The following is a 26,996-nucleotide window of genomic DNA, read 5'->3' as shown; positions in this document are numbered from 1 at the left end:
TATTTTATATAAATCACTTTGATACAACAGCAAGGAGTCTGACTTGTGTTTAAAAAAATATTATGTTTTTCCTTTCTCGCATCCTCATTCATTCTACAAACTAGCCATGCCTGCACCCGAGCAGTCTATTTAGGCAACAATGACCATATCATCACCGCCCGCTCCATGGACTGGAAGGTTGATGTCGGCACTAATCTTTGGATTTTACCCAGTGGTGTAATTCGTGACAGCAATGCAGGGCCAAAATCTCTAAAATGGAAAGCCAAATACGGCAGTGTAATTGCCACAGGTTATGATATTTCAACAACTGACGGTATGAATGAAGCTGGATTGGTTGCCAATGTATTATGGTTGGTTGAGTCTCAATATCCAGACACCAAGCAATCTAAAAAACCACAACTCAGCATTTCGGCTTGGGCGCAATATGTACTGGATAACTATGCCAGCGTTGCAGAAGCGGTCAGTGCCTTGGAAAAAGAACCTTTTGATCTGATAACAGACAGCGTACCAGGCGAACAACGCCTCGCAACATTGCATTTATCCATTTCAGACAAAACTGGTGATAGCGCCATTATCGAATATATCGGCGGCAAACAAGTCATTCATCACAATAAGAAGTATCAAGTCATGACTAACTCGCCAATATTTGATCAACAACTGGCACTCAACACTTACTGGCAACAAATTGGCGGAACAGTCATGTTACCAGGGACCAATCGTGCTGCTGACCGCTTTGCACGTGCCTCTTTTTATATCAATGCGATTCCCAAAAATGACAATCCTAAAGATGCCTTAGCTTCTGTTTTTAGTGTGATTCGTAATGTATCTGTTCCTTATGGCCTCAATACAGCAGAAGAACCGAATATTTCATCGACACGCTGGCGAACTGTTGCAGACCACAAACAACAACTTTATTTCTTTGAATCTGCAGTCTCTCCCAATGTATTTTGGGTCGATTTAAAGAAAATTAACTTTAAAGACGGTTTAACGCGTAAACTTGATCTTGGCAAAGATCAACAAAATACTTTTGCTGGTGATGCAACCGATCAATTTAAAATATCAAAACCATTTGAATTTCTTGGTCCACAACTACATCATTAACACTGAAATATTGAGTACATCCTAGAGAGTTGAAAAGATGAAAAAAACTTTAAGTTTACTAAGCCTTTGTATTGTGATGAGTGGCTGCGCGACCTTACCTGACTCTTCTGCCAGCTCAACAGGCAATCTCGCAACCGCAGGCTCTTTAAACTGCAAGGCCAACGAACTATGCCCGAATGTATTTGTTGAATGGGATAAACAACATAAAGATCAATTAAGAGTCGAAACTGTACTCAACAGTAGCTATGATTATTATGATATCAAAGGCCTTACTTTCTTAATTGACGATAAGAGCTTTACTTATCAACCTGTGGGTCCAACACAGCAAAAAGACATCAACCGACTGATTCCAAGACGCTCATCGAATAGCTTTATTCTACCAAGCACATTTCTTTATGAGCTGAAAAAAGCCCAAAATGTTGAGCTTTCGATCGAAACAGACAAAGGCAATATCAAACGTTCAGTCTACACACCAAGCCAGCAATCGATGCTGTATCATAACTTTATCAAGCTGATTGCAACCCTGCCATCGCAACAAAGTAAATCTTAAAATAGAAAATTATACGATGAAAGTCAGTTATTTATTTTAACTATATCTAACTGGCTTTTATATTATACATTTATTCAAAATAGATTCCTGAGCACACATTAAAATTAAAACCGTTGCTTAAATATACACAAAATTACAAACAAGAATAGATCTCAATATAGCCCGATTATTAAATCTAAATAGCCTAAAAAATTAGTTGTCCTTTGAAAACAATTAGATGAATAATCACCAATCAAATAATTTTAAATTATTCTAAGGTTTTATCGTATTTTAAGATTTAATTAATAGTTATTTTCTATAGATATAGAACATTATTTTTAAACCCCGCCCTTGAAAATGCGGACGAAAGAATCATTTAAATAAATAATGTTATTTTTTCCTATGATATTTTCAAAATACCATGTAAAATCCCTGCCAAAATTGCATGATGAAATGCAACATGATGCTCTTGGCGATGGGCGAACTCGAGGCGTTGTATGTCAAAAAAAGAAGATATTATTACCACTGCATTAAGACTTTTTAATTCGCATAGCTATAACTCGATTGGTGTCGATCGAATCATTAGTGAGTCTGGCGTTGCAAAAATGACTTTCTACAAATACTTTCCATCCAAGGAGAAGTTAATTGAAGAATGCTTAGTGCAACGCAACATTAATCTCCAAACTTCTTTAAATGCGACTTTGGCAGAATGTGATCCAGATGATCATCTTGCCCAGCTTAAAGCAATTTTTGGATGGTATGCTGCGTGGTTTAATAGCGAAGATTTTAATGGTTGTATGTTTCAAAAAGCATTGGAAGAGGTAATCAAAATCTATCCTTCTACTTTGCAACCAGCAACCCAGTACAAAATTTGGTTAACGGCTTTAATTGAAAACTTATTAAAGAACTTAGATATTCGCAATCCAACTCATTTAGCAACACTGATTGTCAGCATTTTAGATGGCATGACCATTCAAGCACATGTCAACAAACACTCTGTTGAAATGGATGAATACTGGAAACGCGTAGAGCATTTAATTAGTTTCGAAAAAGCATTAGCATAAACACCAAATATCCCTTTATTTATAAAGGGATTTTTTAAATAGAAAGTTTAGAGATAATTAAAAAAATAAAGCGTGATTTATAGTTATTATTGTGGCTCACGCTTGCGTCTGAGTGTAAAAAGAATAATAAGTATTATTACCCTCTGGCGGTTGCGCTTTAGCACTTCCGATCCTTCTTATGCAGACAGATCGTTCTGTCTTGTTTCTCATTATATATGTTTTTTTGTAAAGCACAATCTTTTTTTTATTTTTTTATATTCATTAACTATATTAATCACTTAATTTTATTGTTTAGTATTATTTAAAAATATATCTAACGATATCCGAACATAATAGCTTCAAACTGGATAAAAACCTATCAAAGCCAGATTTATGTGATATTAATCACACATTTTTAATTAAAAACAAAATATTTAACAGTTTATCGCCTTATTATCACTTTTACTGATATACATTTTCATTAAAAACCATTGCAATTATTCAGTTTTACTACAATTTTTCCGTTATGTGACTTTATACTAGCCACGGCTGTAACCTAGAGAGTATATGCATGCAAAAGGATTTCGAGATCGACGCCATGAGAGAGTCTGCTGGTACAATTGTGACTGTACTGAAATCTCTGGCAAATACTGATCGTTTAATTATTTTGTGTCATTTGGCTAAACAAGAACTTAATGTTTCACAAATTGAAGAATTAACCCAAATCTTCCAACCTACGCTTTCACAGCAATTGATGATGTTAAGAAAAAGTAATGTTGTTTCTACCCGTCGCGATGGCAAACAAATTTTTTACTCAATTTTAGATCCAAAGTTGCAAGTGGTTTTGAATACGCTGTATGAGCATTACTGCCCTCAGGCATAATTCTCAAAAAAATTCAATCGTACCCTCTTTAGCATTTTTTCTGCATAATATATATAAATTTATGATTTAGACTATTGCGCATGAAATTGCTAAACCTAAACCTATCTAAACTTTTTCCTGCGCGAAAATGGTTAAGTCATTATCAGCTTTCCAGCCTAAAGTCTGATCTGATTGCAGCCTGCATTGTATTGGCTATGTTGGTACCACAAGGTATGGCTTATGCAATGTTGGCAGGGCTTCCGCCAATTATGGGGATATACGCCAGTATACTACCCATGATTATCTATGCCTTTACAGGAAGTAGTACGACCCTTTCGATTGGTCCTGTCGCCATTATTTCGATGATGGTATTTACAGCGCTCGACCCACTATTTGCTGCTGGATCAACAGCCTATATCGAAGCTGCTTACTTATTAGCGCTACTTGTCGGGATCATTTCTCTGCTTTTAGGTTTATTGCGCTTCGGTTTTCTTATTCAGCTCATTAGTCATCCCGTTATTCAAAGCTTTATCATTGCATCCGCGTTACTGATCGCCTTAGGACAATTTAAGTTTTTACTGGATATTCCGTTACAGGCAGACAATATTCCTGAGTTTGTACTGAGCTTATCTCAAAACTTGCACCAAGTAACTTTGACTGGTTTAAGCTTTGGGCTAATTTCTGTTTTACTCCTGTTTATGCTTCCGAAACTGATTCGATCCAGTTTTCTAAACAAAATATTACCTTTATTACTGGTTTTGCTCTCAATTGCAGTCATCACCTTTATTGGGAACGATGATCAGGCAATCAAAACCGTTGGTGTCATTCCAACAGGCCTACCTAATTTTCATTTTCCGACCTGGAACACTGAGCTAATTCTGCAACTACTCCCAAGTGCCTTCATGATTGCAATGATTAGCTTTATAGAATCTCTAGCGATTGCGCAAGCCACAGCACTACAAAAACGTGATGACTTAGACAGTAACCAAGAACTGATTGCCTTAGGCTTAGCCAATATTGCTGCGGGCCTCAATTCTGGTTTTGCCGTCTCTGGTAGTCTATCTCGTACAGTCGTCAATGCTGATGCTGGGGCAAAAACCCCAATGTCTGGTGTTATTTCATCTGTATTGATGATTGTAGTCAGCCTTTACTTTACAGGCTTCTTTCAAAATCTACCTCTCGCTGTATTAGCTGCAACAATTTTTGTTTCTATCTGGAAGTTGATAACACTGACTCCATTTATTGAAACATGGAAATACTCAAAAGCAGATGGGTTAACAATGTGGGTGACCTTCTTTGGTGTAACCTGTATAGATATTTCAACTGGACTGATCATTGGTATTGTATTGACCTTTGTTCTACTGCTTTGGCGGATCAGTCGCCCCCATATCGCGGTGATTGGTTTAATTGAAGGAACTCAACACTTTAGGAATATTTCAAATTACAACGTCATTACAACCACAGCTGTGGTTTCTTTTCGTGTCGATGAAAACCTCAACTTTTTAAATGCCCATGTTCTAAAAGGTCATGTAATTACAGAAGTCAGCCAGAATTCGCAATTGCAACACGTCGTGATCAACTGCTCAAGCATTAGCAATATTGATCTTAGTGCATTAGAAATGCTTGAGGATCTAAATCTTGAATTGGCTCAGTTGAATATTCAATTGCACCTCTCTGAAGTGAAGAGTCCTGTTATGGAGCGACTCTGTAAATCCCAGCTAAAAAATGATCTTACAGGTCAAATATTTTTATCACATTATCAAGCAATACAAACACTTTCGCCTGAAATGCTTGTAGAATAAACAGCTTTTATTGGATTTTTTTTATACAAAAGGATGTGTCATGTTTTCATAATTTTTTTTAAAAAACATTGTGTTAATTTTTTCGGGATTTTTAAAGTAATTGAATTGCAAAAAAAATTTTATTATTCACGGTTCTTAGGTATAGAATACCGCGCTTGTTTAACCTTAAACCGTGCATAGGTTTATAAGGCCTTTATATGTTTAATGTACTGTCTCGCTTGAGCTTAGTTAGCAAAATTATTATCGCTATTTTTCTAGGGATTGGCGTCGCTTTGCTCTTTCCTAACTTTACACCCTACTTAAGTTTATTGGGTGAATTATTCATTAAAGCATTAAAGTCTGTTGCACCGATTTTAGTTTTTGTTTTAGTTCTATCTTCAATTGCAAATTTCCAGATAGGTCAGAACTCAAATATCAAACCTGTACTGGTTTTATATGTAGTCGGGATGTTACTTGCTGCATTCAGTGCTGTAACTGCAAGTGTTTTGTTTCCAAGCCAGCTATTCTTACATTTACCGGCAGAAACTGGTCTTCAAGCACCAGGTAGCCTTGCTGAGATTTTAAAGAATTTACTTTTAAGTTTTATTGCAAACCCTGTTCAAGCCATTGGTGAAGCCAACTTTATTGGTATTCTGGCTTGGGCAATTGGTTTAGGTTTGGCTTTACGACACAGCTCTGACACAACCAAGCAAGTTCTGACTGATGTGGCTGGTGCAGTCAATAAAATCATTCATACCGTAATTGGTTTCGCTCCAGTTGGTATTTTTGGTTTGGTTGCCGTGACATTTGCAAGTGAAGGTCTCGCAACACTGACCAGTTATGCCCACTTATTAGCTGTCCTAATCGGCACAATGTTATTTGTTGCACTGGTGATTAATCCAATCTTGGTTGCGATTACCATGAAGGCCAACCCATATCCATTAGTGTTCACTTGCTTAAAGGAAAGTGGTATTACCGCCTTCTTTACCCGTAGCTCGGCAGCCAATATTCCAGTAAACCTAGATTTGGCACAACGTTTGGGTGTCAATGAAGCAACTGCCAGCGTTTCTATTCCATTGGGTGCAACAATCAACATGGCGGGTGCTGCGGTCACCATTACCGTATTGACACTTGCTGCAGTACACACACTGGGTATCCCTGTTGACTTGAGCACCATGATCATTTTATCAGTGGTTGCAACGGTTTCAGCTTGCGGTGCCTCTGGTGTTGCCGGTGGATCTTTATTGTTAATCCCTGTTGCTTGTAGTTTGTTTGGTATATCATCTGAAGTTGCCATGCAAATTGTTGCGATTGGTATGATTATCAGTGTATTGCAAGATTCAACAGAAACTGCACTAAACTCTTCGACTGACGTCCTGTTTACCGCTGCTGTTGATTTTAGAGACCATCCAAGATCATAGGTTACTATGCCACTTCAACGTTTACCTAACTGGATTCAACTCGGTGCTTTCTTCCTCGCACTGAATGCAGGGATGGTAAACGTTTTGGGCTTATTTACAGTCCTCCATCAATCTGTTTCACACATGACAGGCAATGTCAGTATGTTAGCAATGAGTTTGCTTGACTGGCAGCCTGAGCATTTTATCTACCTCAGTCTGGTTATCCTTTGCTTTGTGATTGGTTCTTTTTATAGTGGCTTAATCCTTGGCAATAGCAGCGTTGCATTTGGTCGACGTTATGGCCTACCGCTTAGTTTAGTCGCGATCTTTCTGGTTCTCACTTGGCTCTTACTGCCTTATTTTCCACGCTACGGCCTGTTATGGGCCTGTGTTGCCATGGGCGTACAGAATGCCATGGTAAGCCACTACAAAGGTGCAATTATCCGTACAACGCACTTATCTGGCGTGCTGACCGATATCGGTTTAGCTTTAGGCTATAAAGCACGGGGCTTAAAAGTAGAAAAACGCCGTATTTTTCTGCATCTCCTCATCTTTATCGGTTTTTTATGTGGTGGACTCATTGCGAGTCTGCTTTATCCTTATTTAAACTTACAGACCTTTCTCATTCCAGCAGCATTAAGCTTAGCCATGAGTGTTGCCTACTGGATTTTCTATTTTCGTTCTTCATCAAACTCAAATTTGGATTGAATTATGGTTAAAAATGCATTGCAAGCTCAGCTGTTAAAAGCAGGTTTAGTTGACAATAAAAAAGCAAAAAAAATAACCAAGCAAGTACAGCATGAACAACGTCTAGGACAAAATGATGATGCTGTCTTAAAAGCTGACATCGACCGCGCCAAGCAGGAAAAATTAGCCAAAGACCAAGCACTGGATCAAGAGAAGCAAGCGATACTTGAAGAAAAAGCCTTAAAAGCCTCGATTGTCCAGATGATTAAACATCATAAAGTCAAAGAAATTGAAGGTGACGTAACTTATCAATTTATTGATGAGGGCAAGATCAAAAAAGTCTATCTTTCACAGCAAGTGTATAATGCCCTTGTTTCAGGTTCACTTGTGATTGCCAAAGATCAAGACAGTTACGCTTATTTACCTAAAGCGCTTGCGGAAAAAATTGATCAAAAAATGCAAGGTTTTATCTTGATAAATAACAATACCGAGAAAAATGATCAAACGACGGACGAGGAAGACCCATATGCAGCATATGTGATTCCTGATGATCTGATGTGGTAAATCATCCAACAGTTATGTAAAAACGCCTTTACAAATCGTATATAAACTGTGATCAAGTTAATCTAAAACACCATTACACCTTACAATTCCGTCTCAAAGAATTTATAAGGTGTTTTGGGTTTGGATTATTTAAAGTATTTGCGTAGTGAGTTAAGCCATTACCCTTGGCTAGAAACAGCGATCGCATTCATCATTTTGATTTTGTTTGCGGCCCTTGCTAACTTTATTGCGAAAAGAATTATCGTCCGTGGTATTCGCCATTTAATTACAAAATTTAAATCTCCAAATCAATCAATTTTCGCACAGCATAGTGTGACCCAACGTTTTGCCAATATCGTTCCTGCGATTGTCATCATGAATGGCATTACCACAATTCCGCATCTTCCAGAGAAATTCATCAGCTTTGTACAAATGGGTGCGCAGGCATTTATTTTCCTGACCCTAGCACTCACTGTCAGTGAAGCGCTGAATATCTTTAACTTAATCTATCAACGTAATCCCAAATCGAGAAATAAACCGATCAAGGGATATTTACAGTTAGTTAAGCTTATATTGTTTGTGGTCTGTGGCCTGATGATTTTGGGAACCTTCTTGAAAAAAGATGTGTTTACCCTACTTGCAGGCTTCGGTGCAATGGCTGCGGTGTTAATGTTGGTATTTCAAAATACCATTCTTTCATTGGTGGCCAGTGTACAGATCGCCTCTTATGATATGGTCCGCATCGGTGACTGGATCGAAATGCCATCATTGAATGCAGACGGCGATGTCATTGATATGTCATTACATACCGTGACGGTACAGAACTTTGATAAAACCTTTACCACAATTCCAACCAACAAACTGGTGACTGATACCTTTAGAAACTGGCGTGGGATGAGTGAATCAGGCTGCCGTCGTATTAAACGTTCACTGTTCTTAGATCAAAGTAGTGTTCACTTCATGAGTGATGAAGAACAGCAAAAATTAAAAGATTTCTTACTATTGGATCAATATCTCGATGCTAAGAAGTCAGAAATTGAAGAGTTCAACAATCACTTGAGCAATCAGTCTCGGTATAATCAGCGTCGTTTAACCAATCTTGGGACATTCCGTGCCTATGTTGAGTTTTACTTACGTCAGCATCAAGGGATTGCCCAAAATCAAACCATTTTAGTGCGTCAAATGCAGCCAACCAGTGAAGGTTTACCTTTAGAAATCTATGCCTTTACCAATACCATTGCATGGGCTTCTTATGAGGCAATTCAGTCTGATATTTTTGATCACCTGATTGCCATTATTCCTGAGTTTGGTTTAAGAATTTATCAAGCACCATCAGGTCACGATTTTCAGGTGCTCTCTACTGAACAAACCGATAAAGCCTAATCTAGATCAATAAAAAAGCACCGTCAGGTGCTTTTTTATTGATTGATCTCAAAGTACTTTCTGCACCCTTCCATCCACTCTTGTGATACAGGTGACTCATCTGGATTCTCAGTATTTGCCAATTCACAATCAGCCGCGTTTTTTAAACCATTGTCCATTGGGAAGGAATAGCCATAGTAACCATCACTATTTTTGTTATAACCACCAGTTTGCGTATAGTTCCAATATAAATAAGCAACTAAGGTCAATGTTAGTCCCGACAAAATCACTAGCCATCCTCTTAAACTCATTTTTGCTCTATCATGCTTTTTTTACATTATAGGCATTTTTATTAAACATTTAAGGAAAGGATTCTGATTTATCTGCTGGAAATGTACCTATAGAAAGCTCTAAGCTTGGTTCAATGCAGTAACAAACAGTTTGGTTACCATATAAAAAAGCCCCAAACAAATTTGGAGCTTCTTTATGATCTTTAAAATCTCAGTCCCACTCTAGCTGAAACTGAATATTGGTATTGGTAAAATTAGGATTGAGAAATACCCGATAACCCGCTGTTTTTAGCTCGTTCACAACAATATCGGCATCTTCGCTACTAACTTCATGTTTTGAAAATTGTTGTAAAGCATCTCGATCACCATCACTGGCTCTTAATTTAATCGTACTGGAAATTTTTGAGAGAATTTTATCTACTGTTAACTTTTTAACATTTGCATTAGAAATTGCAGTCGCTCGTGATGCAGGTAACAAAACTTCTTCGTTCACCGTATTCCGCCTGTGATATCAGAATAAGAAAAAAATTATAATATGTTCTATTTCCAGTTTTTCAAGTCCATAAACTCAACTAAACGACAGATTTTGGCGCGTAAATACAAGAATAAAGATTTTACGCCGTAAATAAGCAAATAGAAGCACTTAGACTCGCCTACTGACTCCTGATAAGCGGCTTCATCTGTACATTCTTCTGTGGCGGGATAATCATTTGGACACGCTTGTTTGGTACACCTTGAGCCTCTATATCACCAACTGTTAAATTATATCTGAGTGTTTCTGCTGAAATACTGGAACCATCCATGATCACTGATGCATTGCCCTTTAATATGATCTCCGTTGCAGACGTGCTGTAATCTATGTGATCGGCTTTACCATAGACCATCCCTTTTGCTTCACTCACTTTCTGTTGAAACTTGACGGGGCTTCCCGTAAGCGTAATTTGATGAGGTTGGCCGTTTCTCAATGTCCCAATCGCTTTTGCAGCGTGGATATCAATCGTGCCTTGTCTGATTTGAATATTAGCAGCCGAAAAAGTATTTTGGTTCGGACTATAACGGGTATTTTCAGCATCTAGATAAATCGATTGCTGAAAATCAGACTCAATAGCGAAAATAGACGAGCAAGTGATTAAAATTGATGTCATCAAAAAAATTTTCTTCATGATTTTATTGTTAAGCGATAAATTTATAAGCAGCGAATCTTAGCACAGTTATTTAGCTATCATGCAATTAATGATATTAATTCTTATTTACAATAATAAAAAGAGAGGAAATCTCCTCTCTATAGATGCTTATTTACAGGTGATATCCAACTTTTCAGCATAGTAATCAGTCGAGGTTTTGAGATCAGCCATCAACTTTTCTTGTGTATAGTCTTTAGGTGCCAGTTTTAATAATGCAGGAATATATTTAGATTCATATAATTTTGGATAGTCCTTACAAAGAACACGTGTCTGCTCTTCTTTAGGAGTATCCGGATTATCCAGAATATCCATATATTCGGAAATCTTGTTATCTACTACTTCAAAGCTCTCCTGTGCTTGCTCATTTTTGACTTCAGGCTGTTTACTACAACCTACAAATAAGATGGAGATTAAGCCTAAAAATAGAATTTTACTTTTCATAACAATGCTGCATACGATAAATTCATTGAAATCCGCCGAAGCGGGTTATTTGTTCTAATTTATCATTAAAGTGCGACACCGCAGATATCTTTTGTACCAGTTGGGTAAGAAAAATTTAACTGCGTATGATCAAACAAAAATTCTATGGATATTCCGCCAGTACTCACTTCGTGATTCAAAACTTTCTATTAAAAATTAGACAAAGGATGAAAATAGAAGTGGCTTTGAATCACAAAGCCCTTTCAATTAAGCATTCATTATTACAAATAGATCTCAGGTGGATACGGCGTATCATCACTCACAGGGGTATAGAGTGTATTTTCGATAAAGAAACCATTTGGTGCTTGAGCAATATCAATCGTTACAGAATCTTGCATGATTTGCGGATAAGCCCAGATCAGCTGCTTCATCAGTCCCAAAGCATTATTATTCTGCATATCTCCAAACACACGTTGCCAAATTGGAGTTCGATATGGCTTGTTCTTATCAAAGCCATAAAGATGGGCAATCGAAGAATCAGGAACAAATCCGGCTAAATAAGCGACTTTATCCGCAGGATAGTTCAGATCTTGGCTCGGAATTTCAGCAACAGCTTGGTGCGCCAAATTTAATCGAGCCTCCAATATCCAGTCATAGGCCTCGGTCATCAGATAATCAAAATTAGGGTAAGCATAATGCTCACGCGGAAAGTTAATATCAGTTGCCAAGGTTTCAATCGGTGTGCGAATCGTTGGAAAGAAAATCAATGGACAAACTTTAGCATTTGGGTATTTGGCTTTAATCACGGTGCGAATGTCTTGACAGGTTTGCCCTAATTTATTTTTTAACCAAGCTTTAAATTCATCATACGGCGTTCCAGTTTTATTTACGGCCTCATAGATCGTTCCCAAGTCTGGTGCATACAATCCAGTATCTGCATTAAATGCCAATTTAGTTGGATAATCATAAACACATGGTAAATCCGTACCCTGGTTATACCACCACCAAGGTTCACCAATTTGCATATTTACAGGACAGCCGCCTACAGCCATCGTATCAGCAAACTCAATAAACGCTTTATGTAGATAAGCAAGTGCATTTTGATCACACGGGCTAAAGAAATAACTAGGCGGCTCGTAACCGGTACGACCTAAATTACTATTCCAATCACGTTGTGCCCAAAACTCATTTGCACCTAATGAATACATTTCAAAGCTGACACCAAATACAGGCTGCATCCCAGCATTTTGTAATGCTTGAGCAAAACGCTCATGCCATTTACGTGTACATGGATTTACAACAGATTGATTGGTCACCAACGTATCTGGAATTTGCCATTTATTAATACTACTGTCCCAAGACATTTCAGGATACTTAGACATACCACAATAATGATTAATCAAACCGTGATAGCCCAAAGCCTGCAAATTATCGACCAAGCGCTGTGGATTAAGATCATAATGATCATCATAACTGGTACACAGGCCATAATTATGCTGAGGTACCGACACTCGCTTTAACGTGAGTTTGGCATTTGGCCCAGTGGTCACCGAATTGGTAATACGGATATAGCCCTCTTCGGCTTGGGCTAAAGGCTGGGTAGAATGCCCATTATAACTGCTCGTAAAACCTGAAAACGAAATTCGCTGAATATTGGTCACAGGAAAAGTATCTGTTGCGGCAAAACCAGCTTTAACCGTATTCCAATTAATATGAATATGTGCTGAGCGAGATGCTGGCTGATTTGCATAATTAAACAAGACGATGTAAGCAACCTTGTCCTCACCATTGGCTTTGTATTGCACAGTAAGTGTTGGTGTCAAAGTAGGATTGTTCAACATCGGCATGGATGGAGACAATTCAATATCAAAATCCCAAATCACGCCTGTGTAATCATATTTGGTTTCATAGGCAAGATGCTTATGATCTTTTGCATCGTAAGAATCCCAAATCACCCCTGCCAAATCTGTCGTTGTTCGTGAGCGAAATAATGCTTCAAAACCATTGCCATAATTGGTAATTGCAAACGACATTGTCTGTGGTCCATCAATACGCCAGTATTTCGGACTAAAACGATCAATAATAGAAGTGCCAACATTTAATGCAGGAGATGTTTTTAAATTTTTTTGTTTATATTCAAAAGTATTTGTCATTTGAAAATGCTCTAATTAATCATTGAGCTTTTATCTTAATTGATCACCATTTTTTAACTGTTTGCAAGCGTAAGTGCTGATCAAAACACCACCAGTTATATCGACTTTATGTAAATGCATATTTTCAATCAACAAAAAGGCCTATCCATAGATAAGCCTCAGGAGTTAATCATTCAGATCTTCATCAGAACAGATAGCGCATCCCCACTTTATAAGTCATCCCACCCATATCCAGCACATCAGCCGCGGTGCTATCACAAAAATAACCTGTACAGACATCTTTATAATTTTCAATATAAAGCCATTTGTAGCCTAGCCCAACATAAGCCGCAATATTTGATTGAATATAATGTCCTAGCTCAAACTCTATTGGTAATGTGACATAACGTAATTTGACATCATAGTCATCAGCTTTCAGCCACGCATATCCCACACCAATACTTGCATTTGCATAGCTATTGTTATGATCGTAAAAGGTGTAGCCTCCTTTCACATTAATCTCAGTACTTTTCCAATCCGCATTTTTTTGATAATTCAGGCCAAATGTTGAACTCAGTGTATCTAAAGCTGTAAATGTCACACCTGTACCAAAACCATTGAGCTTTTCATGTCCATCGACTTCATCTGATTTTAATCTTGAGCCATAATATTCAGCGAATATCGAGGTTTGAATACCACTCCTGCTTTCACTACGATAGTGCTGCTCTGTTTGCGGAGCTACCGTCAGCTCGCCTAGTGCCTGAGGTGCGCCGTAATTGACTTGTAGTGGTGTATCTGCCCATGCATTTATGGTTATTAAACATGTAGCGAATCCTATTGCCCCAATCAATATAGTTTTCATCCGAATACCTATTTTTATTTGAATTTAAGAGCTTAGAGAATAATTTATTTTTATTTAAATGTTTGAAATAAATAATAAAATCCGATATCTGGTTAATCTATTTTTAAAATCTAGCATAAACTCATATTAACCAATAGCTAAATTAAGAAGTACTTGCTTTTATAGCAAGTTTAGTAAAAAACAACCATAAACTTATGATTAATATAATTTTTTTAAAATATTACATTCTACAACAACCTAATTGTAAATATATTTATACTGATTAAACGCCTTTCTAATTAAAGCATTAAATAAACATATCTTTTATACATGGCTTATATAGGTAAAAAATGACAAATATTTTTCCTTTATGATCACTTTTGACACCCACTTATTTTGCTGTTGTAAAAAAATGTCATATTTGTCACTTTTGAATCAAAAAATCAATTTCAAAACGTAAAAAAAATTAAATTTTAATCATTGATTAAATTAAATAAAAAATCATTTACAAGGAAAACAACAACACTCATGAAAGCTTGTCACAAAATATACAAAAAAGTCTCATCAAAATGTAACAGTTGGTTGACTAGAGCTTATTATTTACACTATAAAATTAGAGTATTTTTCATTTATTAATGAAATGGAAATCTAAAAGTGATTCGGAGCAGACAGGGAAAAATACATTAATGAATACCCATAGCATTCTATTTAATATTCAATTAATTTTGGTTTAATAAATAATTAAGCTATTTAAGTATTCTATTAATCATTGAGATACCTTTTATAGGAGAAAAAAAATGTATCAAAAACAGCAAAAAGATGCCGCAATTGACCATATCAAAACCGAAATTGATATGTTAATTGATCTTAATAATTTGGAAGAAATTATTAAGAGTAAAAATCATATTGAAATGACGTTGTTATTATTGGTAAAACTTGAAATATTTAGTTGGGACCAAGCTCACACTTTAGCTAAAGAACTCAGTGTCACAAGCAAGACAGCAATTGATTGCTTAGAACATATGAAAAAAATAGCATAACACTTAAGCAACAAACTTCAATATTCTTCAATAAACCTAAAACAAACGCTCAAAATCAATGATGAACTGAGCGTTTTATCCTTCAGCAACCCAACTTTCATCCATAATTCGCCAAAGCCTTCTTAAGCTGCTTCCAAACATATAGATTATCGATGTCTTTATTGTGAAAACAAACTTTTAGATACCCAGTCGATAAAAGCGGTTCTATTATGAAATGAGGGGGTATTAAATAAATTAAGATCTAGTTCAAAGTGATCAAAATTCAATAATTTATAAACACCGCCACCTAAAGGGATTAAATTGGTATGTGGATATTTTATCGCTTTTAAAGCATTCGTTAAAAACTGTGCTTTTGTCTGTATCTCACTATTTTTATAAGATTGGTAGCTGCTGGAGTGTATGAATACTTCATATTCTCGGTCTATACTTTGTCTTATCTGAGAAATAACCACTTCAATCTCCTGAATCATGGGAAATATTTTTATATCATAGAAATGCAAAAAGCCCATCTTTTGATGAGCTTTTATTCAATTAAACTGTAATTTTTAGTGAACGTTTAACTCATCATCTCGTGCAACAATCACAGAGGTTAGCATTGGAACGCCTAAGATAATTGGGACTACAATAATCCATAAATCTGTTGTTAACTTACTAGAAAAAAAGAAATGTATAACGATAGCAGCCAAAGCCAATACCGCAAATAAAACACCCATGAAGCGCATTGCAAATTTAACCAGCATTTCGGATTCCTTATGATTCTAATACGTATAAACAGTATACGCCTAGTCTGTGAGTTACCACATTTTCTTTTTCGATTACACTATAAAACCCGGCTATACGTCTTGCATTAAAAATGCCCAATAAGGTGGACTTTTTAACATCCATTATATCCTGACAATAAATTGACTCACATTTGGACCCTTCCAAAACATTCGAGACCCTACTTTTCAGAAAATTAAATTGATACTCAACGGATTGATCTTTTTTTTCAAATTTTGGCCAGTCAATACATCCAATTGTTTTCAGTTGCTCAGCTGAACAATACACTTGCAACCACTTAATTCATCTTTCTTATATCATCCGACCCAATAACAGAATAAAAATTATCCGTTTGAACAAGTAGCACTGAGAAACAAAAAATCTCTCAAACTATTCCATATATTCAATAAAACCAAATGCAACCTGAAATAAACAATCATTAAATTAAGTGCTTAAATTTACTGGAATTTTACTCTTTGTTTACTTAAGTATTTCGCAACAACCACCCAGATGCAGCAATGTTTAATTGTTAACCAGATCACATATTTTAAAGCTGTTTTTTTTAATTTAATCTAGCGATCTCAGAGCGCCTTTTTACGCTCTTGACGGTTCATATTTTAAGGACATCTATGGATTTCATACTTAATCCAACATATACGCTCATGCTAGCGGTGTTGGTCCTCTATGTAGGACGCATTTTAAATAAGCACATCCCATTTTTAACCAAATACAATATCCCAGAACCCGTTGCTGGTGGTTTGGTGGGTGCAGTTATTTTCTATTCAATTCATCAATTTGCGGGCTATACCATCTCTGTTAATAAGCCAATGCAAGATACGTTCATGCTTATGTTTTTCGCATCGATTGGCTTGAGTGCTAATTTTGCCAAACTTAAGGAAGGTGGCAAACCGCTCATTATCTTCTTAATTGCGATTTCCTTCTTTGTCATCATTCAAAATGGCGTCGGAATGGCAATTGCTTCTGCTGTCGGTCTTGATCCATTAATGGGTGTTGTCGCTGGTTCAATCGCTTTGGTGGGTGGTTTAGGTACTGCTGGGGCATGGGGACCAATTTTTGAGACCAAATATGCCGTTGAAGGCGCATTACCAATGGGGATTGCAAGTGCGACCTTTGGTATGGTTGTCGGTGGTTTAATGGGAGGACCTTTAGCCCGTTACCTCATTCGTAAACACAACCTTGCTTCACCTTTAAAAGCGGAAATTCGTGCAGAAAATAAAGAAGCACCGCTAACTGATAGTGAATACACCTTTGAAGCACCACAAAAAGTTCGCTTGATCACAGCGGATAATGCCATTGTCACTTTAGGTATGTTTGCCTTTGCTTTGGCGTTTGCTGAAACCATGAAAAACCTAACCATTGGCACCGCAATTGAATTACCTACATTTGTATGGGCTTTAGGTGGCGGTATTCTTTTACGCAATGTGTTAGAAACAGGTTTGAAACAAGAAATCTTTGATCGTTCGATAGATGTGTTTGGTAATACAGCGCTTGCGTTATTTTTAGCAATGGCTCTGGTTTCATTGAAACTTTGGCAACTGGCTGATCTTGCAATTCCAATGATTATTTTATTGATTGCTCAATCTATTGCAATGTGGGTCTTTGCGGTTTATGTGTCTTTCCGCGTCATGGGTAAAAACTACGATTCAGCAGTATTGGCTTCTGGTCTTTGCGGTTTTGGTATGGGGGCTACGCCCAATGCAATTGCAAATATGCAAGCCATTACCAATATGTATGGCCCATCTCACAAAGCCTTTTTGATTGTTCCACTTGTCGGTGCATTCTTTATTGACCTTGTCAACGTTGTTGTCATTCAAAGTATCTTACAAATCTTTGGTTAATGCGCATACGAGAAAAATGACTACATAATTTGATTGACTCAAGCCATATCTTCAACCGATATGGCTTTTTTGTGCAAAAGGCCTAAAAGCTCACAATCATGACAAGTTTTTCCTGTTTTATCTTTTTAATCACTCTATGTGTTGTTTTTGTCCTATAAGCACATGGTACACATTTTTACTCAATGCTAAAAAATACGTATTCAATTTGATTTGTAATTTTAGTTCGGGTGACAGCTATGATCACAGAAAATCATCAACTTAAAGCAAGAAAAGTACATTTCGATTTTTCTGAATCTTCCGTCTGCTGGATGCAGAACGATCCCTTATGCTCGCACATTGCCAATGGGATTAACATGCTTTTGCCTGCGGGTGAATTTTGGTTCTGCCGTGTGTTTAATAAAGCAATCCCTCATGTGACCGATGAAAAACTCAAACAAGAAGTCATTGGCTTTGTCCGTCAAGAAGCGGCTCATGCCCGTGCCCACGAGAAAGCACAAGATTTCTTGAGAGAAAATGGTTATGACATCCAAGATCCGTTAAATCGTGCCCACTTTATTTTTAATATTCTTCTCGGTGATAAACCTTTAGGGATACCATTCCTCAAGGGTGAAAAGTTGGAGGAATACTGGTTACTGTTCCGCGTTGGTGTTATTGCTGCAATCGAGCACTTTACTGGAACCATTGGACAATGGACCCTAGACAGTAAGTCTTGGGATACAGCAGATCCAGCCATGACCGATTTGTTTCGTTGGCACCTTGCTGAAGAAGTTGAGCATCGTTGCGTTGCCTATGACCTTTTTGAACATCTACTCACCAACAAATTTGGTTTTTATGTCTCGCGTCAAGTAATCATGATGGGTGTGTTCCCACTGTTTATTTACTTCCTTGCAGATTTTGCACGTAGCCTTGGGCAGCAAGATTTAGAACACCAAGAGATTCAAAAATTAATGCGCCGTGGCTTCTTTAGCTTTATTCGTGAGTTTGAGAAGAAAGCGACACAAACAGATAATCTACCGACCATTAAATATCTATGGAAAGCAACTTTACGCTGGGTCTCGCCAACCTTTAATCCGATCCATGAAGGTGATACCGAGCAAGCACTGGCCTATATGGCTCGTTCACCCGCAGTACAGTATTTTGAACAGATGACGCAAAGCTCAAGCAAAGCGGCATTAAGCTAGTTTTTCAGTTAATAAAAGCCTCATTATTCAACAAGAATATGGGGTTTTTTTTAACTCATTTTTCAATGCTAAATAATTTTTTTGCGCTTCATTTTGTGTAAATACAAACTCATTTTTTTCCATGATCGTTTCAGTAGCACCGAGCATATAGTGCTGATAATCAGAATAACGCTCAATAATCAACTTATGTAGATTAACTTTACTTTTTTCAACTAAACATTCTTTTTGTTTTGCTTTTAGTTGTTCAATATCTGATTTCTCCTTCCCTCTCAAACCATATTCAAATTGAATTTGATCATCTATGGATTTGAAATAAACATCAGATAAATTAACATAATCATCTTTAAAATTTTTAGCATCTGCTGTACGACATATACCGAATAAAAACATAAGCATAACTATAGATATTATTTTCATCACCGTTTCTATATATATATTAATTTTCACTTATTATAACATCATATTGAACAAAAAACCGCCTCAAAATCAAACATCAATATATTTAAAAATACAAAACAAAGTATGAAGAATAATTAAATAAAAAACTTATTTAATATCTCCCTCTTTAAAAACTACAATTAATTATAAGACAAACTTCCTAATCAAAAATCGACATCAATATTCTCTATAATTGATGATGCCATATCTAATGCACCTCTCCCCATCTCAACCACAATTTCAATTAAATCGACTGAATTAACATCAATTGAATTTACCGCTGAATTTTGTTGTTGCTGTTCTGTTTCTAATTGCTCTAATTCATTTACTGGATTATTGGTGTTATTCACTTTTTTCTACCGCTACAATGATGGATGATTGACCCTACAAATAAGCATCATATGCTTAACATAAAGCTTTGTGAATTCTAAAAATGATTTTGTTTATGGCATAAAAGACATGCTCATCATTTATGTTCTTTTACCGACTCCAACTCGCTTTTCTGTTATCCTACCAAGGTGAGCTGAATCGTACTGTATAACTAGAGGAAAAGCGGCATGCTGCAATGGTTTGAAAAATTAGTTGATCCCTATCCAACGAAAGACTTAAACAAACCATTACCCACCACTTTTTTTGCTTTCGTTTGGCAATCCACCAAAGGCATCCGCCCTTATCTCTTTATTCTGATTGCCTGTACTGCAGCTGCAGCCAGTTTTGAAGCATTATTTTTCTCCTATATCGGAAAATTGGTCGATTGGCTAACACAAAGTCACCCAAGTACATTTTTAGCAAATAACCAACAAAACCTCACCATCCTGATTAGCATCCTTTTTGCCAATATCTTCTTTGTCAGTCTGCAATCAGTAGTCAAACATCAAGTTTTATTTAGTAATTTCCCAATGCGCATGCGTTGGCGCTTCCATAACCTGTTATTACAACAGAGTCTCGACTTCTTCCATACGGACTTCGCAGGGCGTCTTTCTGCCAAGGTCATGCAAACGGCTTTGGCTGTACGCGAATTCTGGATGATTTTAGGCGATATGCTAGTTTATGTACTGATCTACTTCATTACAATTAGTGTGGTCTTAGGCTCCATTTCTCCTGTCCTTATTATTCCTTTAATGTTGTGGCTGGTCTTTTTCATTGTGATTGCCAGCTATTTTATTCCCCGTTTAGGTAAAATTTCCAAAAAACAGGCAGATTCACGTGCTGTCATGACAGGCCGCATAACGGATGCTTATACCAATATCCAAACTGTAAAACTTTTTGCGCATGCAGGCCGTGAAAGCCAATATGCCAAAGAATCCATGCAAGAGTTTATGGTTACGGTTTATAAGCAAATGCGTTTAGGGGTCAAATACGAAATCAGCATTCGTTTACTCAGTGCATTTCTATACATTGGTGTCATTGGCACTTCAGTATGGTTATGGACACAAGGGCAAGCGGCGATTGGGGTGATTGCAGCCACCACGGCGATGGTACTGAAGCTAGACAGTATGGCTGAGTTTTTAATGTGGCATGTCACCATGCTATTTGAGAATGTCGGTACCATTCAGGATGGCATGTCAACTTTAGGGAAACAGATCCAAATTCAAGACAAGAAAGATGCGACTGAATTAAAAGTTCAGCATGGTGAAATCCGATTTGAAGATGTTAGCTTTGCTTACAACCAAAAAAATGTGATTGAGCATTTTAACTTAACCATCAAACCTGGTGAAAAAATTGGCGTTGTGGGCCGTTCAGGTGCGGGTAAATCAACACTGATCCAATTACTGCTTCATTTCTACGATATCAACCAAGGTCGTATTTTGATTGACGGTCAAAATATTCATGATGTTACTCAAGATAGCTTACGTGCCAATATTGCTCTCGTCACGCAAGACACCTCTTTATTACACCGCACTGTAGCTGAAAATATTAAATATGGACGTCCACATGCGACTGAAGCGGAAGTGCAACTTGCAGTGAAAAAAGCCAGAGCAGAAGAATTCATTCCCCAACTGACAGATCAAAAAGGTCGGGTTGGATTTGATGCCTATGTCGGTGAACGTGGTGTGAAGCTCTCTGGTGGACAACGCCAACGGATTGCAATATCACGTGTTTTTCTGAAAGATGCACCTATTCTGATTTTAGATGAAGCAACTAGTGCATTGGATTCGGAAGTCGAAGCCGCAATTCAAAGTAGCTTAAATGACTTGATGGTTGGCAAAACGGTGATTGCAATTGCGCATCGATTATCTACTATTGCTCAGATGGATCGCCTCATTGTGCTTGACCAAGGCCGAATTGCTGAGCAAGGAACACATGAGGAACTGATTGCGAACGACGGCTTGTATGCACAGTTATGGAAGCGCCAAACGGGTGGCTTTTTAGTTGAACAGCGAGTGACTCAGGACCAGGACACAGAATAATGTTGTATTTAGAAGATTTAAGTATTGGTGATCGCTTCAGCAGCCGTGAATATGAAATGACGCTTGAAGAAGTGAAACAATTTGCTGGGCAATATGACCCACAACCCTTCCACCTAGATGAAGTTGCTGCAGCAGAACACCCTATCTTTCAAGGTTTAGCTGCAAGTGGCTGGCATACATCTGCAGTGACCATGCGTTTATGGACGGAGTGTTTTCCTGTTGCAGGTGGGCTATTAGGCACTGAGTCAAGCTTGCGCTGGCCCCGTCCAACCCGTGTTGGCGATAAAATTCATGTTGAGATTGAAATTACTGCAATTGTGCCATCTAAAACCAAAAATGATCGTGGTATTGTCAGCTACGTGACACAAGCTTTGAACCAACATGGGGATGTGCTATTAATATCGACAACCAAAATTATGGTGTTTAGAAAACCAACTTGATTCTTGAACATTCGGTGACTCTTTTGTCCAACAATTTTTATGATTGATTATTTTTTTTCATGTAAAGATGTTTAAGACTTAAATGTTTAAAAGATATTGGCAAAATTGATGAGCGCCACGGAAAGCACATGAAAACAACCTCAACTCGTCAAGATCAAGGAATACCAGGCGTCTATGGCTTATTGCTGTTAGATGTCGTTTCACGCTGGGGATATAGCGATGAAACATTGTTTGCACCGTTTCACTTAACCAGCGAACAACTGGCTGATCCAAACTATCGAATTCCAACACCGATTGCGAATGAATTGGTAAAACACTCTTTGCGCCTTACCGGTGAAAGTACATTGGGCTTTCATCTAGGTACGCAGATGCGTATTTCCATTCATGGTTTTATTGGCTATGCCATTATGACGGCGCATGACATTACCGATGCGATTGCACTGGCAAGCCGTTTCATCCAGTTACGCCTTCCGTTTTTACAGCTCTATTTCTCTACTTTCGGCCCTAAAGCAACCTTACAACTACAATGTGATATTGAAGTTGAGCCATTGCGTACTGAAATCATTTTAGGCTTAACCATTGGGATTATGACCATGGCTAAAGCTCTAACCGGAATTGATGATCTCAGCGGTGAAGTTGATCTGGACTTTCCTGAACCTGCTGGCTTTGAAAAATATAAAGATCGATTAACCAGTACAGTGCGTTTTAATCAGCCCCATCTGATTTCAAGCTTCGATAAAAAATATCTCGGCTTAAAAATGGTCAATGCAGATCCAATTGCCAGTCAGATTGCAATTAACCAATGCGAAACTGAACTTTCAGCGCTAGGTGAACGTCGTCGTTTAGCAATGCGGGTGCGTGATATTTTAACCAATTCAGAACAGCACTATCTGAGTATTGAAAGTGTGGCTGAACGCTTGCATATGTCAGATCGTACCTTGAAACGCCAATTGGCTGCGGAAGGTACCTCCTTCTCTACACTCGTGGATGAAGTACGTTACCGACATGCAACCTCTTTGCTGTCTCGAACCGATTATAGTTTGGAACAAATCGCAGATGAACTCGGTTATTCCGATGTCGCGAATTTCAGCCGTGCTTTTAAACGTTGGAGTGGTCGTAGCCCAAGTAACTGGCGTAAAGACCCTTATTTATAAGTTCAGGAAAGCTTTTGTTTTTATTGAAAAGCATGTATAAACCAAATAAAAATGATACGACAGATTGTTAAGGAGTTGTCATGAATCATCCAGCAGAATTGAAATATGCACGTACGCATGAGTGGGTAAGAATTGAGGGCGACCTCGTTGTTACCGGGATTACTGACCATGCACAAGATGAATTGGGTGATTTAGTGTATGTGGAAACCCCAGAAGTGGGTAGCCATGTCACCGCAACCGAACAAGCAGGCATTGTTGAGTCAGTTAAAACAGCCTCTGATATTCATGCGCCTGTTTCTGGAACCGTGGTTGAAGTGAATACTGACCTTGAAGATGATCCTGATTTTGTTAATGATGAGCCGTATGGCAAAGGATGGATTTACAAAATCAAGCCAGACAATATGGCTGATGTTGAAAAATTGCTTTCAAATAGCGAATACGAATCAGGTTTATAATTTTTATAAATCAGACCGATCTATTTAGATTGATCTAATAAAAAACCGAGTTATATATTAACTCGGTTTTTTATTACTTTAACGTTGACTATTTTACGAGAATCCAGGCATCCTGCCAGTTCGAGCCTGTGCCTGGTACATATTGATGTGCTTGAATGCTACACCAACCACTATAAGGAAAAGGCTTGCACTGATATGTGTAGCCATCACTGCCCAATACCTTGGTCCCTGCTTTATATGTACTGATATTTTTCGGATAAACAAAATCATAAGAGCCATCACCACTGATCGGGGCACGCTCAATTTTGATTTCAACACGCTGAATACCACTATTGACACTGCTATACACATCATTTTTGCCACTTACAGGTACAATCTCCCCCTGTGCATTTTTAATACCTGCGCGCAAGGCACTATGTTCTCGATTAATCGCCTCTGCTAATAAACGTGGCCAAACATTTCGGCTACCATTGGCAGTACTGCTAATCCGTAATTCTGTTTTTAAATTTGGATTTTCGCCATTGGTATCAAAAACTCGTGTGGATACCCGATCATTTACCAATAGGTCATCAAGCGGATTAATATCACCAATATCATTCCAGCTTTGAACTGGTTTCGGTGGTTGCGGATCAACTGGTGTTGTTGGACGACCTGAACCGACATTTACATCAATAACATTATAAAAGGCATTACTGGTATCACCGATATCCCAAACCGCTAAAATGACATGATAACCACTTCGGTCAGCAGGTACATAACAGCGATGTGTTTCTACACTGGCAGGCTTTTGGTACTTACCATCCACCGTACAAAAAGGATTTAGATCAAAAGAGCCACGTGCCAAAGGAGCTGAAGGATTCCACCCTTGTTTAGTAATGAAATAACGCCAGCCTTGAGTCACATGTTGTGCGGTAAACTGCCAAGTAAAGTCATTTGCACCTGTGGGCAAATTTGTTTTGACCCATCGTGTCGGTGATTGGGCATTCAATTCTGAGAATTGACTCAAATTGGCATTGGCAATCTGTCCATCTGGTGGTCCAGACTGCGGAAAACCTTTCGGAGCTTCTAAACTTTGCGGCTCCCAAACAATGCTGCCACATTGAGTATTCTTATTTAACTTACAGGCATAGGCTCGAGATTCTGGTTTCAGTACATAGCCGTGTGCAAAAACCAATGAAGGTATAATCGGTAGTACCAATATTCCCATCGAGATTAAACTGCGTCTAATAAAGTGATGCATCATCATTATTCTACCTTTGTCATTTAGCTTATTTATTGTTGTTAAGCATTGGTGTTCTTAAGACACCTCTTAGACCATAGGTGAGCCGCCGAGACAAGACAACCACCTACTCTGTAATGATCTGTAATACATCAGTTGACTTGATCACAGGAATAAAAGCTTATGTTGACCCGATCAAATTATTGCACCAATCCATTATTTCTCAGTGCAATCAAAAAAGCCCAATTCAATTTGAATTAGGCTTTTATCACAGCTTAATTTTCAGGATTTAAGCGACATCATCTACTTGAATGCCATCGACTTCTGAAACCAAGTTTTCAAAAGAGAAAATCTCATCCAGTTGCGCTTGAGTCAGTAGACCACGCTCTAAAACCACCTCTTGAATGGTTTTATGTTCAGCAATACATTGTTTACCGATTTCATCACACAATGCATGCCCCAAGAGTGGATCAAGCAAGGTAATAATCCCGACACTGCGCATCACTGCATCATGGCAAGCTTGTTCATTTGCTTTGATGCCACGTACACATTTTTCATCTAGGCTTTGAATTGCATGCGTAAGCAATTCAATTGATTCATTCAATGAAATTGCAATCACAGGTTCCATCACATTGAGCTGTAATTGCCCTGCTTCTGCCGCAAAAGTAATGGTTAAATCGTTACCAATCACTTTAAATGCGATCTGATTCACCACTTCAGGAATCACAGGATTTACTTTTGCAGGCATAATCGAAGAACCAGCTTGCAGCTCAGGCAATTGAATTTCGCCGAATCCAGTACGCGGTCCAGAACTAAGTAAACGTAAATCATTACTGATCTTTGAAAGCTTACATGCTAGACGCTTCAAAGCACTCGATAAAATGATGAATACACCACAGTCACTGGTAGCTTCAACATAATCTTCCGCACCCACCAGATTCAAGCCTGTAATCTCTTTTAAACAGGAAACGGCTTTGATGGCATAACCTTTTGGTGTATTTACCCCAGTGCCAATTGCGGTCGCGCCCAAATTCACTTCAAGCAATAATTCACGAGTCCGTTTGATTAAACGTACATCTTCTTTTAATAAAGTTGCAAAAGCACGGAACTCTTGCCCCAGTGTCATTGGCACTGCATCCTGTAATTGAGTTCGACCCATCTTTAATACATAGCGGAATTCAATTGCTTTATTTTCAAATGACGTAATTAGCTTGTCCATCTGCGTGAACAAAGCATCCAAAGAACAGTAGGTTGATAGACGAAGCGCTGTTGGGTATACGTCATTGGTCGATTGGGATTTATTGACATGATCATTAGGATGGATCACCTCATATTTTCCTTTTTGATAACCTAATGACTCCAGTGCAATATTGGCAATCACTTCATTAGTATTCATATTAATTGAAGTTCCCGCCCCACCTTGATAAATATCAATTGGGAAGGAATCTTGCCATTTTTCTGTGTCAGTGATTAAAGCATCACAGGCATGCTGAATAGCTAAACTTTGAGTTTCAGTGAGTTTGCCAAAGCTTAAATTCGCTTGCGCAGAAGCTTTCTTTACCTGCGCCAAAGCACGAATAAAGTAGCCATTTTGTCCAACTTTTTGCGAAGAAATCTTAAAATTTTCAATGGCGCGTAAAGTATGAATTCCATAATAACAATTGACTGGAACTTCTTTCGCACCGAGCAAATCATGCTCTATTCTTATCGTTGCCGTTTGAACCGTTTCCACTTTCCATTTCTCTCAGACAATGCACCCTAATGGTGCAATGAAATAATATGAGAGATTCCAAGCAATTTTTCATTAGCAAAAGCGCTTAACATTATATTTTTTTATATTCAAATTTCTCTGAATTGTTGCTGTT

28 protein-coding genes are annotated in these 26,996 nt (G+C 37.9%); 16 read left to right on the top strand and 12 right to left on the bottom strand.

Features of this window, described 5'->3' with window-relative positions:
* Window positions 1-45 precede the first annotated feature (45 nt).
* The 9 genes from NDN13_RS03150 to NDN13_RS03110 all read left to right on the top strand — a co-directional run bounded on the left by NDN13_RS03150 (window position 46) and on the right by NDN13_RS03110 (window position 9,329).
* Window positions 46-1,101, top strand: a complete 1,056-nt coding sequence (locus NDN13_RS03150; RefSeq protein WP_251117132.1) for a linear amide C-N hydrolase — start codon at window positions 46-48, stop codon at window positions 1,099-1,101.
* Between the two features lie 37 nt (window positions 1,102-1,138).
* Window positions 1,139-1,651 carry a hypothetical protein gene (locus tag NDN13_RS03145; protein ID WP_251117131.1) on the top strand — a complete coding sequence of 171 codons (513 nt, stop codon included), beginning with the start codon at window positions 1,139-1,141 and terminating at the stop codon, window positions 1,649-1,651.
* Between the two features lie 476 nt (window positions 1,652-2,127).
* Complete coding sequence (locus NDN13_RS03140; RefSeq protein ID WP_065342742.1) at window positions 2,128-2,694, top strand: TetR/AcrR family transcriptional regulator; 567 nt, start codon at window positions 2,128-2,130, stop codon at window positions 2,692-2,694.
* Window positions 2,695-3,244: 550 nt separating this feature from the next.
* Window positions 3,245-3,556 (top strand): ArsR/SmtB family transcription factor, encoded by a 312-nt coding sequence (locus NDN13_RS03135; protein ID WP_004807645.1) that lies wholly within the window; start codon window positions 3,245-3,247, stop codon window positions 3,554-3,556.
* Between the two features lie 80 nt (window positions 3,557-3,636).
* On the top strand, window positions 3,637-5,337 hold the full coding sequence (locus NDN13_RS03130) for a SulP family inorganic anion transporter (protein WP_251117130.1): 1,701 nt from the start codon (window positions 3,637-3,639) through the stop codon (window positions 5,335-5,337).
* Window positions 5,338-5,534: 197 nt separating this feature from the next.
* Window positions 5,535-6,737 carry a serine/threonine transporter SstT gene (sstT, locus tag NDN13_RS03125; RefSeq protein ID WP_251117129.1) on the top strand — a complete coding sequence of 401 codons (1,203 nt, stop codon included), beginning with the start codon at window positions 5,535-5,537 and terminating at the stop codon, window positions 6,735-6,737.
* A 6-nt stretch (window positions 6,738-6,743) separates the two neighbouring features.
* Window positions 6,744-7,424 carry a YoaK family protein gene (locus NDN13_RS03120; RefSeq protein WP_251117128.1) on the top strand — a complete coding sequence of 227 codons (681 nt, stop codon included), beginning with the start codon at window positions 6,744-6,746 and terminating at the stop codon, window positions 7,422-7,424.
* A gap of 3 nt (window positions 7,425-7,427) precedes the next feature.
* Window positions 7,428-7,967 carry a DUF2058 domain-containing protein gene (locus NDN13_RS03115; protein ID WP_251117127.1) on the top strand — a complete coding sequence of 180 codons (540 nt, stop codon included), beginning with the start codon at window positions 7,428-7,430 and terminating at the stop codon, window positions 7,965-7,967.
* Window positions 7,968-8,087: 120 nt separating this feature from the next.
* Entirely contained in the window at window positions 8,088-9,329 is a 1,242-nt protein-coding gene (locus NDN13_RS03110; protein ID WP_251117126.1) for a mechanosensitive ion channel family protein, read from the top strand.
* A 35-nt stretch (window positions 9,330-9,364) separates the two neighbouring features.
* Here NDN13_RS03110 and NDN13_RS03105 read toward each other — a convergent pair whose 3' ends face one another.
* From NDN13_RS03105 to NDN13_RS03080, 6 genes are all read right to left on the bottom strand, one after another.
* Window positions 9,365-9,619: a hypothetical protein gene (locus tag NDN13_RS03105; RefSeq protein WP_251117125.1), complete on the bottom strand. Its 255-nt coding sequence runs from the start codon at window positions 9,617-9,619 to the stop codon at window positions 9,365-9,367.
* Between the two features lie 190 nt (window positions 9,620-9,809).
* On the bottom strand, window positions 9,810-10,091 hold the full coding sequence (locus tag NDN13_RS03100) for a hypothetical protein (protein WP_016540389.1): 282 nt from the start codon (window positions 10,089-10,091) through the stop codon (window positions 9,810-9,812).
* Between the two features lie 160 nt (window positions 10,092-10,251).
* Window positions 10,252-10,764 (bottom strand): lipopolysaccharide transport periplasmic protein LptA, encoded by a 513-nt coding sequence (gene lptA / locus NDN13_RS03095; protein ID WP_251118152.1) that lies wholly within the window; start codon window positions 10,762-10,764, stop codon window positions 10,252-10,254.
* 126 nt (window positions 10,765-10,890) lie between these two features.
* Window positions 10,891-11,223: a hypothetical protein gene (locus tag NDN13_RS03090; protein WP_251117124.1), complete on the bottom strand. Its 333-nt coding sequence runs from the start codon at window positions 11,221-11,223 to the stop codon at window positions 10,891-10,893.
* Window positions 11,224-11,483: 260 nt separating this feature from the next.
* A complete protein-coding gene (locus NDN13_RS03085) occupies window positions 11,484-13,355 on the bottom strand; it encodes a non-contractile tail sheath protein (RefSeq protein WP_251117123.1) in 1,872 nt (623 codons plus the stop codon).
* A 184-nt stretch (window positions 13,356-13,539) separates the two neighbouring features.
* Complete coding sequence (locus NDN13_RS03080) at window positions 13,540-14,196, bottom strand: hypothetical protein (RefSeq protein ID WP_251117122.1); 657 nt, start codon at window positions 14,194-14,196, stop codon at window positions 13,540-13,542.
* Between the two features lie 776 nt (window positions 14,197-14,972).
* Here NDN13_RS03080 and NDN13_RS03075 point away from each other — a divergent pair.
* On the top strand, window positions 14,973-15,215 hold the full coding sequence (locus NDN13_RS03075) for a hypothetical protein (protein WP_004653148.1): 243 nt from the start codon (window positions 14,973-14,975) through the stop codon (window positions 15,213-15,215).
* 158 nt (window positions 15,216-15,373) lie between these two features.
* On the opposite strand, the gene NDN13_RS03070 is transcribed toward NDN13_RS03075, so the two are convergent.
* Together NDN13_RS03070 and NDN13_RS03065 are read right to left on the bottom strand one after the other, a co-directional pair.
* Window positions 15,374-15,667 (bottom strand): hypothetical protein, encoded by a 294-nt coding sequence (locus NDN13_RS03070; RefSeq protein ID WP_251117121.1) that lies wholly within the window; start codon window positions 15,665-15,667, stop codon window positions 15,374-15,376.
* 93 nt (window positions 15,668-15,760) lie between these two features.
* The gene (locus NDN13_RS03065) at window positions 15,761-15,955 is read right to left on the bottom strand and encodes a hypothetical protein (protein WP_251117120.1); all 195 of its coding nucleotides are present in this window, start codon (window positions 15,953-15,955) and stop codon (window positions 15,761-15,763) included.
* A 648-nt stretch (window positions 15,956-16,603) separates the two neighbouring features.
* Between NDN13_RS03065 and gltS the strand changes: the two genes are divergently transcribed.
* Window positions 16,604-17,833: a sodium/glutamate symporter gene (gene gltS / locus NDN13_RS03060; RefSeq protein ID WP_251117119.1), complete on the top strand. Its 1,230-nt coding sequence runs from the start codon at window positions 16,604-16,606 to the stop codon at window positions 17,831-17,833.
* A 236-nt stretch (window positions 17,834-18,069) separates the two neighbouring features.
* On the top strand, window positions 18,070-19,014 hold the full coding sequence (locus NDN13_RS03055) for a metal-dependent hydrolase (protein ID WP_251117118.1): 945 nt from the start codon (window positions 18,070-18,072) through the stop codon (window positions 19,012-19,014).
* Window positions 19,015-19,041: 27 nt separating this feature from the next.
* Here NDN13_RS03055 and NDN13_RS03050 read toward each other — a convergent pair whose 3' ends face one another.
* Together NDN13_RS03050 and NDN13_RS03045 are read right to left on the bottom strand one after the other, a co-directional pair.
* Window positions 19,042-19,404 carry a hypothetical protein gene (locus tag NDN13_RS03050; protein WP_251118151.1) on the bottom strand — a complete coding sequence of 121 codons (363 nt, stop codon included), beginning with the start codon at window positions 19,402-19,404 and terminating at the stop codon, window positions 19,042-19,044.
* A gap of 212 nt (window positions 19,405-19,616) precedes the next feature.
* Window positions 19,617-19,802, bottom strand: coding sequence for a hypothetical protein (locus tag NDN13_RS03045; protein ID WP_251117117.1), 186 nt, complete (start codon window positions 19,800-19,802; stop codon window positions 19,617-19,619).
* A gap of 207 nt (window positions 19,803-20,009) precedes the next feature.
* Between NDN13_RS03045 and NDN13_RS03040 the strand changes: the two genes are divergently transcribed.
* The 4 genes from NDN13_RS03040 to gcvH all read left to right on the top strand — a co-directional run bounded on the left by NDN13_RS03040 (window position 20,010) and on the right by gcvH (window position 23,912).
* Complete coding sequence (locus tag NDN13_RS03040) at window positions 20,010-21,863, top strand: ABC transporter ATP-binding protein (RefSeq protein ID WP_251117116.1); 1,854 nt, start codon at window positions 20,010-20,012, stop codon at window positions 21,861-21,863.
* A complete protein-coding gene (locus NDN13_RS03035) occupies window positions 21,863-22,303 on the top strand; it encodes a MaoC family dehydratase (protein WP_251117115.1) in 441 nt (146 codons plus the stop codon). Before NDN13_RS03040 ends, NDN13_RS03035 begins: the two co-directional genes overlap by 1 nt.
* A gap of 128 nt (window positions 22,304-22,431) precedes the next feature.
* Window positions 22,432-23,457: an AraC family transcriptional regulator gene (locus tag NDN13_RS03030; protein ID WP_004807680.1), complete on the top strand. Its 1,026-nt coding sequence runs from the start codon at window positions 22,432-22,434 to the stop codon at window positions 23,455-23,457.
* Window positions 23,458-23,537: 80 nt separating this feature from the next.
* A complete protein-coding gene (gcvH, locus tag NDN13_RS03025; RefSeq protein WP_005211933.1) occupies window positions 23,538-23,912 on the top strand; it encodes a glycine cleavage system protein GcvH in 375 nt (124 codons plus the stop codon).
* 88 nt (window positions 23,913-24,000) lie between these two features.
* On the opposite strand, the gene NDN13_RS03020 is transcribed toward gcvH, so the two are convergent.
* Both NDN13_RS03020 and aspA read right to left on the bottom strand, forming a co-directional pair.
* Window positions 24,001-25,158: a lytic polysaccharide monooxygenase gene (locus tag NDN13_RS03020; protein WP_251117114.1), complete on the bottom strand. Its 1,158-nt coding sequence runs from the start codon at window positions 25,156-25,158 to the stop codon at window positions 24,001-24,003.
* A 262-nt stretch (window positions 25,159-25,420) separates the two neighbouring features.
* Window positions 25,421-26,863, bottom strand: a complete 1,443-nt coding sequence (gene aspA, locus NDN13_RS03015) for an aspartate ammonia-lyase (protein WP_251117113.1) — start codon at window positions 26,861-26,863, stop codon at window positions 25,421-25,423.
* Between the last annotated feature and the right edge of the window lie 133 nt (window positions 26,864-26,996).

The organism is Acinetobacter sp. C32I (genome assembly GCF_023702715.1).
GTDB lineage: Bacteria > Pseudomonadota > Gammaproteobacteria > Pseudomonadales > Moraxellaceae > Acinetobacter.
Note: the sequence above shows the minus strand (reverse complement) of the source record. Positions and strands in the feature narration are given on the sequence as shown.

What these genes read in the sequence shown, in the direction of transcription:
- NDN13_RS03145 (WP_251117131.1), top strand. Translation starts at nt 1,139, where the DNA reads ATGAAAAAAACTTTAAGTTTACTAAGCCTTTGTATTGTGATGAGTGGC.
- NDN13_RS03140 (WP_065342742.1), top strand. Translation starts at nt 2,128, where the DNA reads ATGTCAAAAAAAGAAGATATTATTACCACTGCATTAAGACTTTTTAAT.
- NDN13_RS03135 (WP_004807645.1), top strand. Translation starts at nt 3,245, where the DNA reads ATGCAAAAGGATTTCGAGATCGACGCCATGAGAGAGTCTGCTGGTACA.
- NDN13_RS03130 (WP_251117130.1), top strand. Translation starts at nt 3,637, where the DNA reads ATGAAATTGCTAAACCTAAACCTATCTAAACTTTTTCCTGCGCGAAAA.
- sstT (WP_251117129.1), top strand. Translation starts at nt 5,535, where the DNA reads ATGTTTAATGTACTGTCTCGCTTGAGCTTAGTTAGCAAAATTATTATC.
- NDN13_RS03120 (WP_251117128.1), top strand. Translation starts at nt 6,744, where the DNA reads ATGCCACTTCAACGTTTACCTAACTGGATTCAACTCGGTGCTTTCTTC.
- NDN13_RS03115 (WP_251117127.1), top strand. Translation starts at nt 7,428, where the DNA reads ATGGTTAAAAATGCATTGCAAGCTCAGCTGTTAAAAGCAGGTTTAGTT.
- NDN13_RS03105 (WP_251117125.1), bottom strand. Translation starts at nt 9,619, where the DNA reads ATGAGTTTAAGAGGATGGCTAGTGATTTTGTCGGGACTAACATTGACC.
- NDN13_RS03090 (WP_251117124.1), bottom strand. Translation starts at nt 11,223, where the DNA reads ATGAAAAGTAAAATTCTATTTTTAGGCTTAATCTCCATCTTATTTGTA.
- NDN13_RS03085 (WP_251117123.1), bottom strand. Translation starts at nt 13,355, where the DNA reads ATGACAAATACTTTTGAATATAAACAAAAAAATTTAAAAACATCTCCT.
- NDN13_RS03080 (WP_251117122.1), bottom strand. Translation starts at nt 14,196, where the DNA reads ATGAAAACTATATTGATTGGGGCAATAGGATTCGCTACATGTTTAATA.
- NDN13_RS03075 (WP_004653148.1), top strand. Translation starts at nt 14,973, where the DNA reads ATGTATCAAAAACAGCAAAAAGATGCCGCAATTGACCATATCAAAACC.
- NDN13_RS03065 (WP_251117120.1), bottom strand. Translation starts at nt 15,955, where the DNA reads ATGCTGGTTAAATTTGCAATGCGCTTCATGGGTGTTTTATTTGCGGTA.
- gltS (WP_251117119.1), top strand. Translation starts at nt 16,604, where the DNA reads ATGGATTTCATACTTAATCCAACATATACGCTCATGCTAGCGGTGTTG.
- NDN13_RS03055 (WP_251117118.1), top strand. Translation starts at nt 18,070, where the DNA reads ATGATCACAGAAAATCATCAACTTAAAGCAAGAAAAGTACATTTCGAT.
- NDN13_RS03050 (WP_251118151.1), bottom strand. Translation starts at nt 19,404, where the DNA reads ATGTTTTTATTCGGTATATGTCGTACAGCAGATGCTAAAAATTTTAAA.
- NDN13_RS03040 (WP_251117116.1), top strand. Translation starts at nt 20,010, where the DNA reads ATGCTGCAATGGTTTGAAAAATTAGTTGATCCCTATCCAACGAAAGAC.
- NDN13_RS03035 (WP_251117115.1), top strand. Translation starts at nt 21,863, where the DNA reads ATGTTGTATTTAGAAGATTTAAGTATTGGTGATCGCTTCAGCAGCCGT.
- NDN13_RS03030 (WP_004807680.1), top strand. Translation starts at nt 22,432, where the DNA reads ATGAAAACAACCTCAACTCGTCAAGATCAAGGAATACCAGGCGTCTAT.
- gcvH (WP_005211933.1), top strand. Translation starts at nt 23,538, where the DNA reads ATGAATCATCCAGCAGAATTGAAATATGCACGTACGCATGAGTGGGTA.
- NDN13_RS03020 (WP_251117114.1), bottom strand. Translation starts at nt 25,158, where the DNA reads ATGATGATGCATCACTTTATTAGACGCAGTTTAATCTCGATGGGAATA.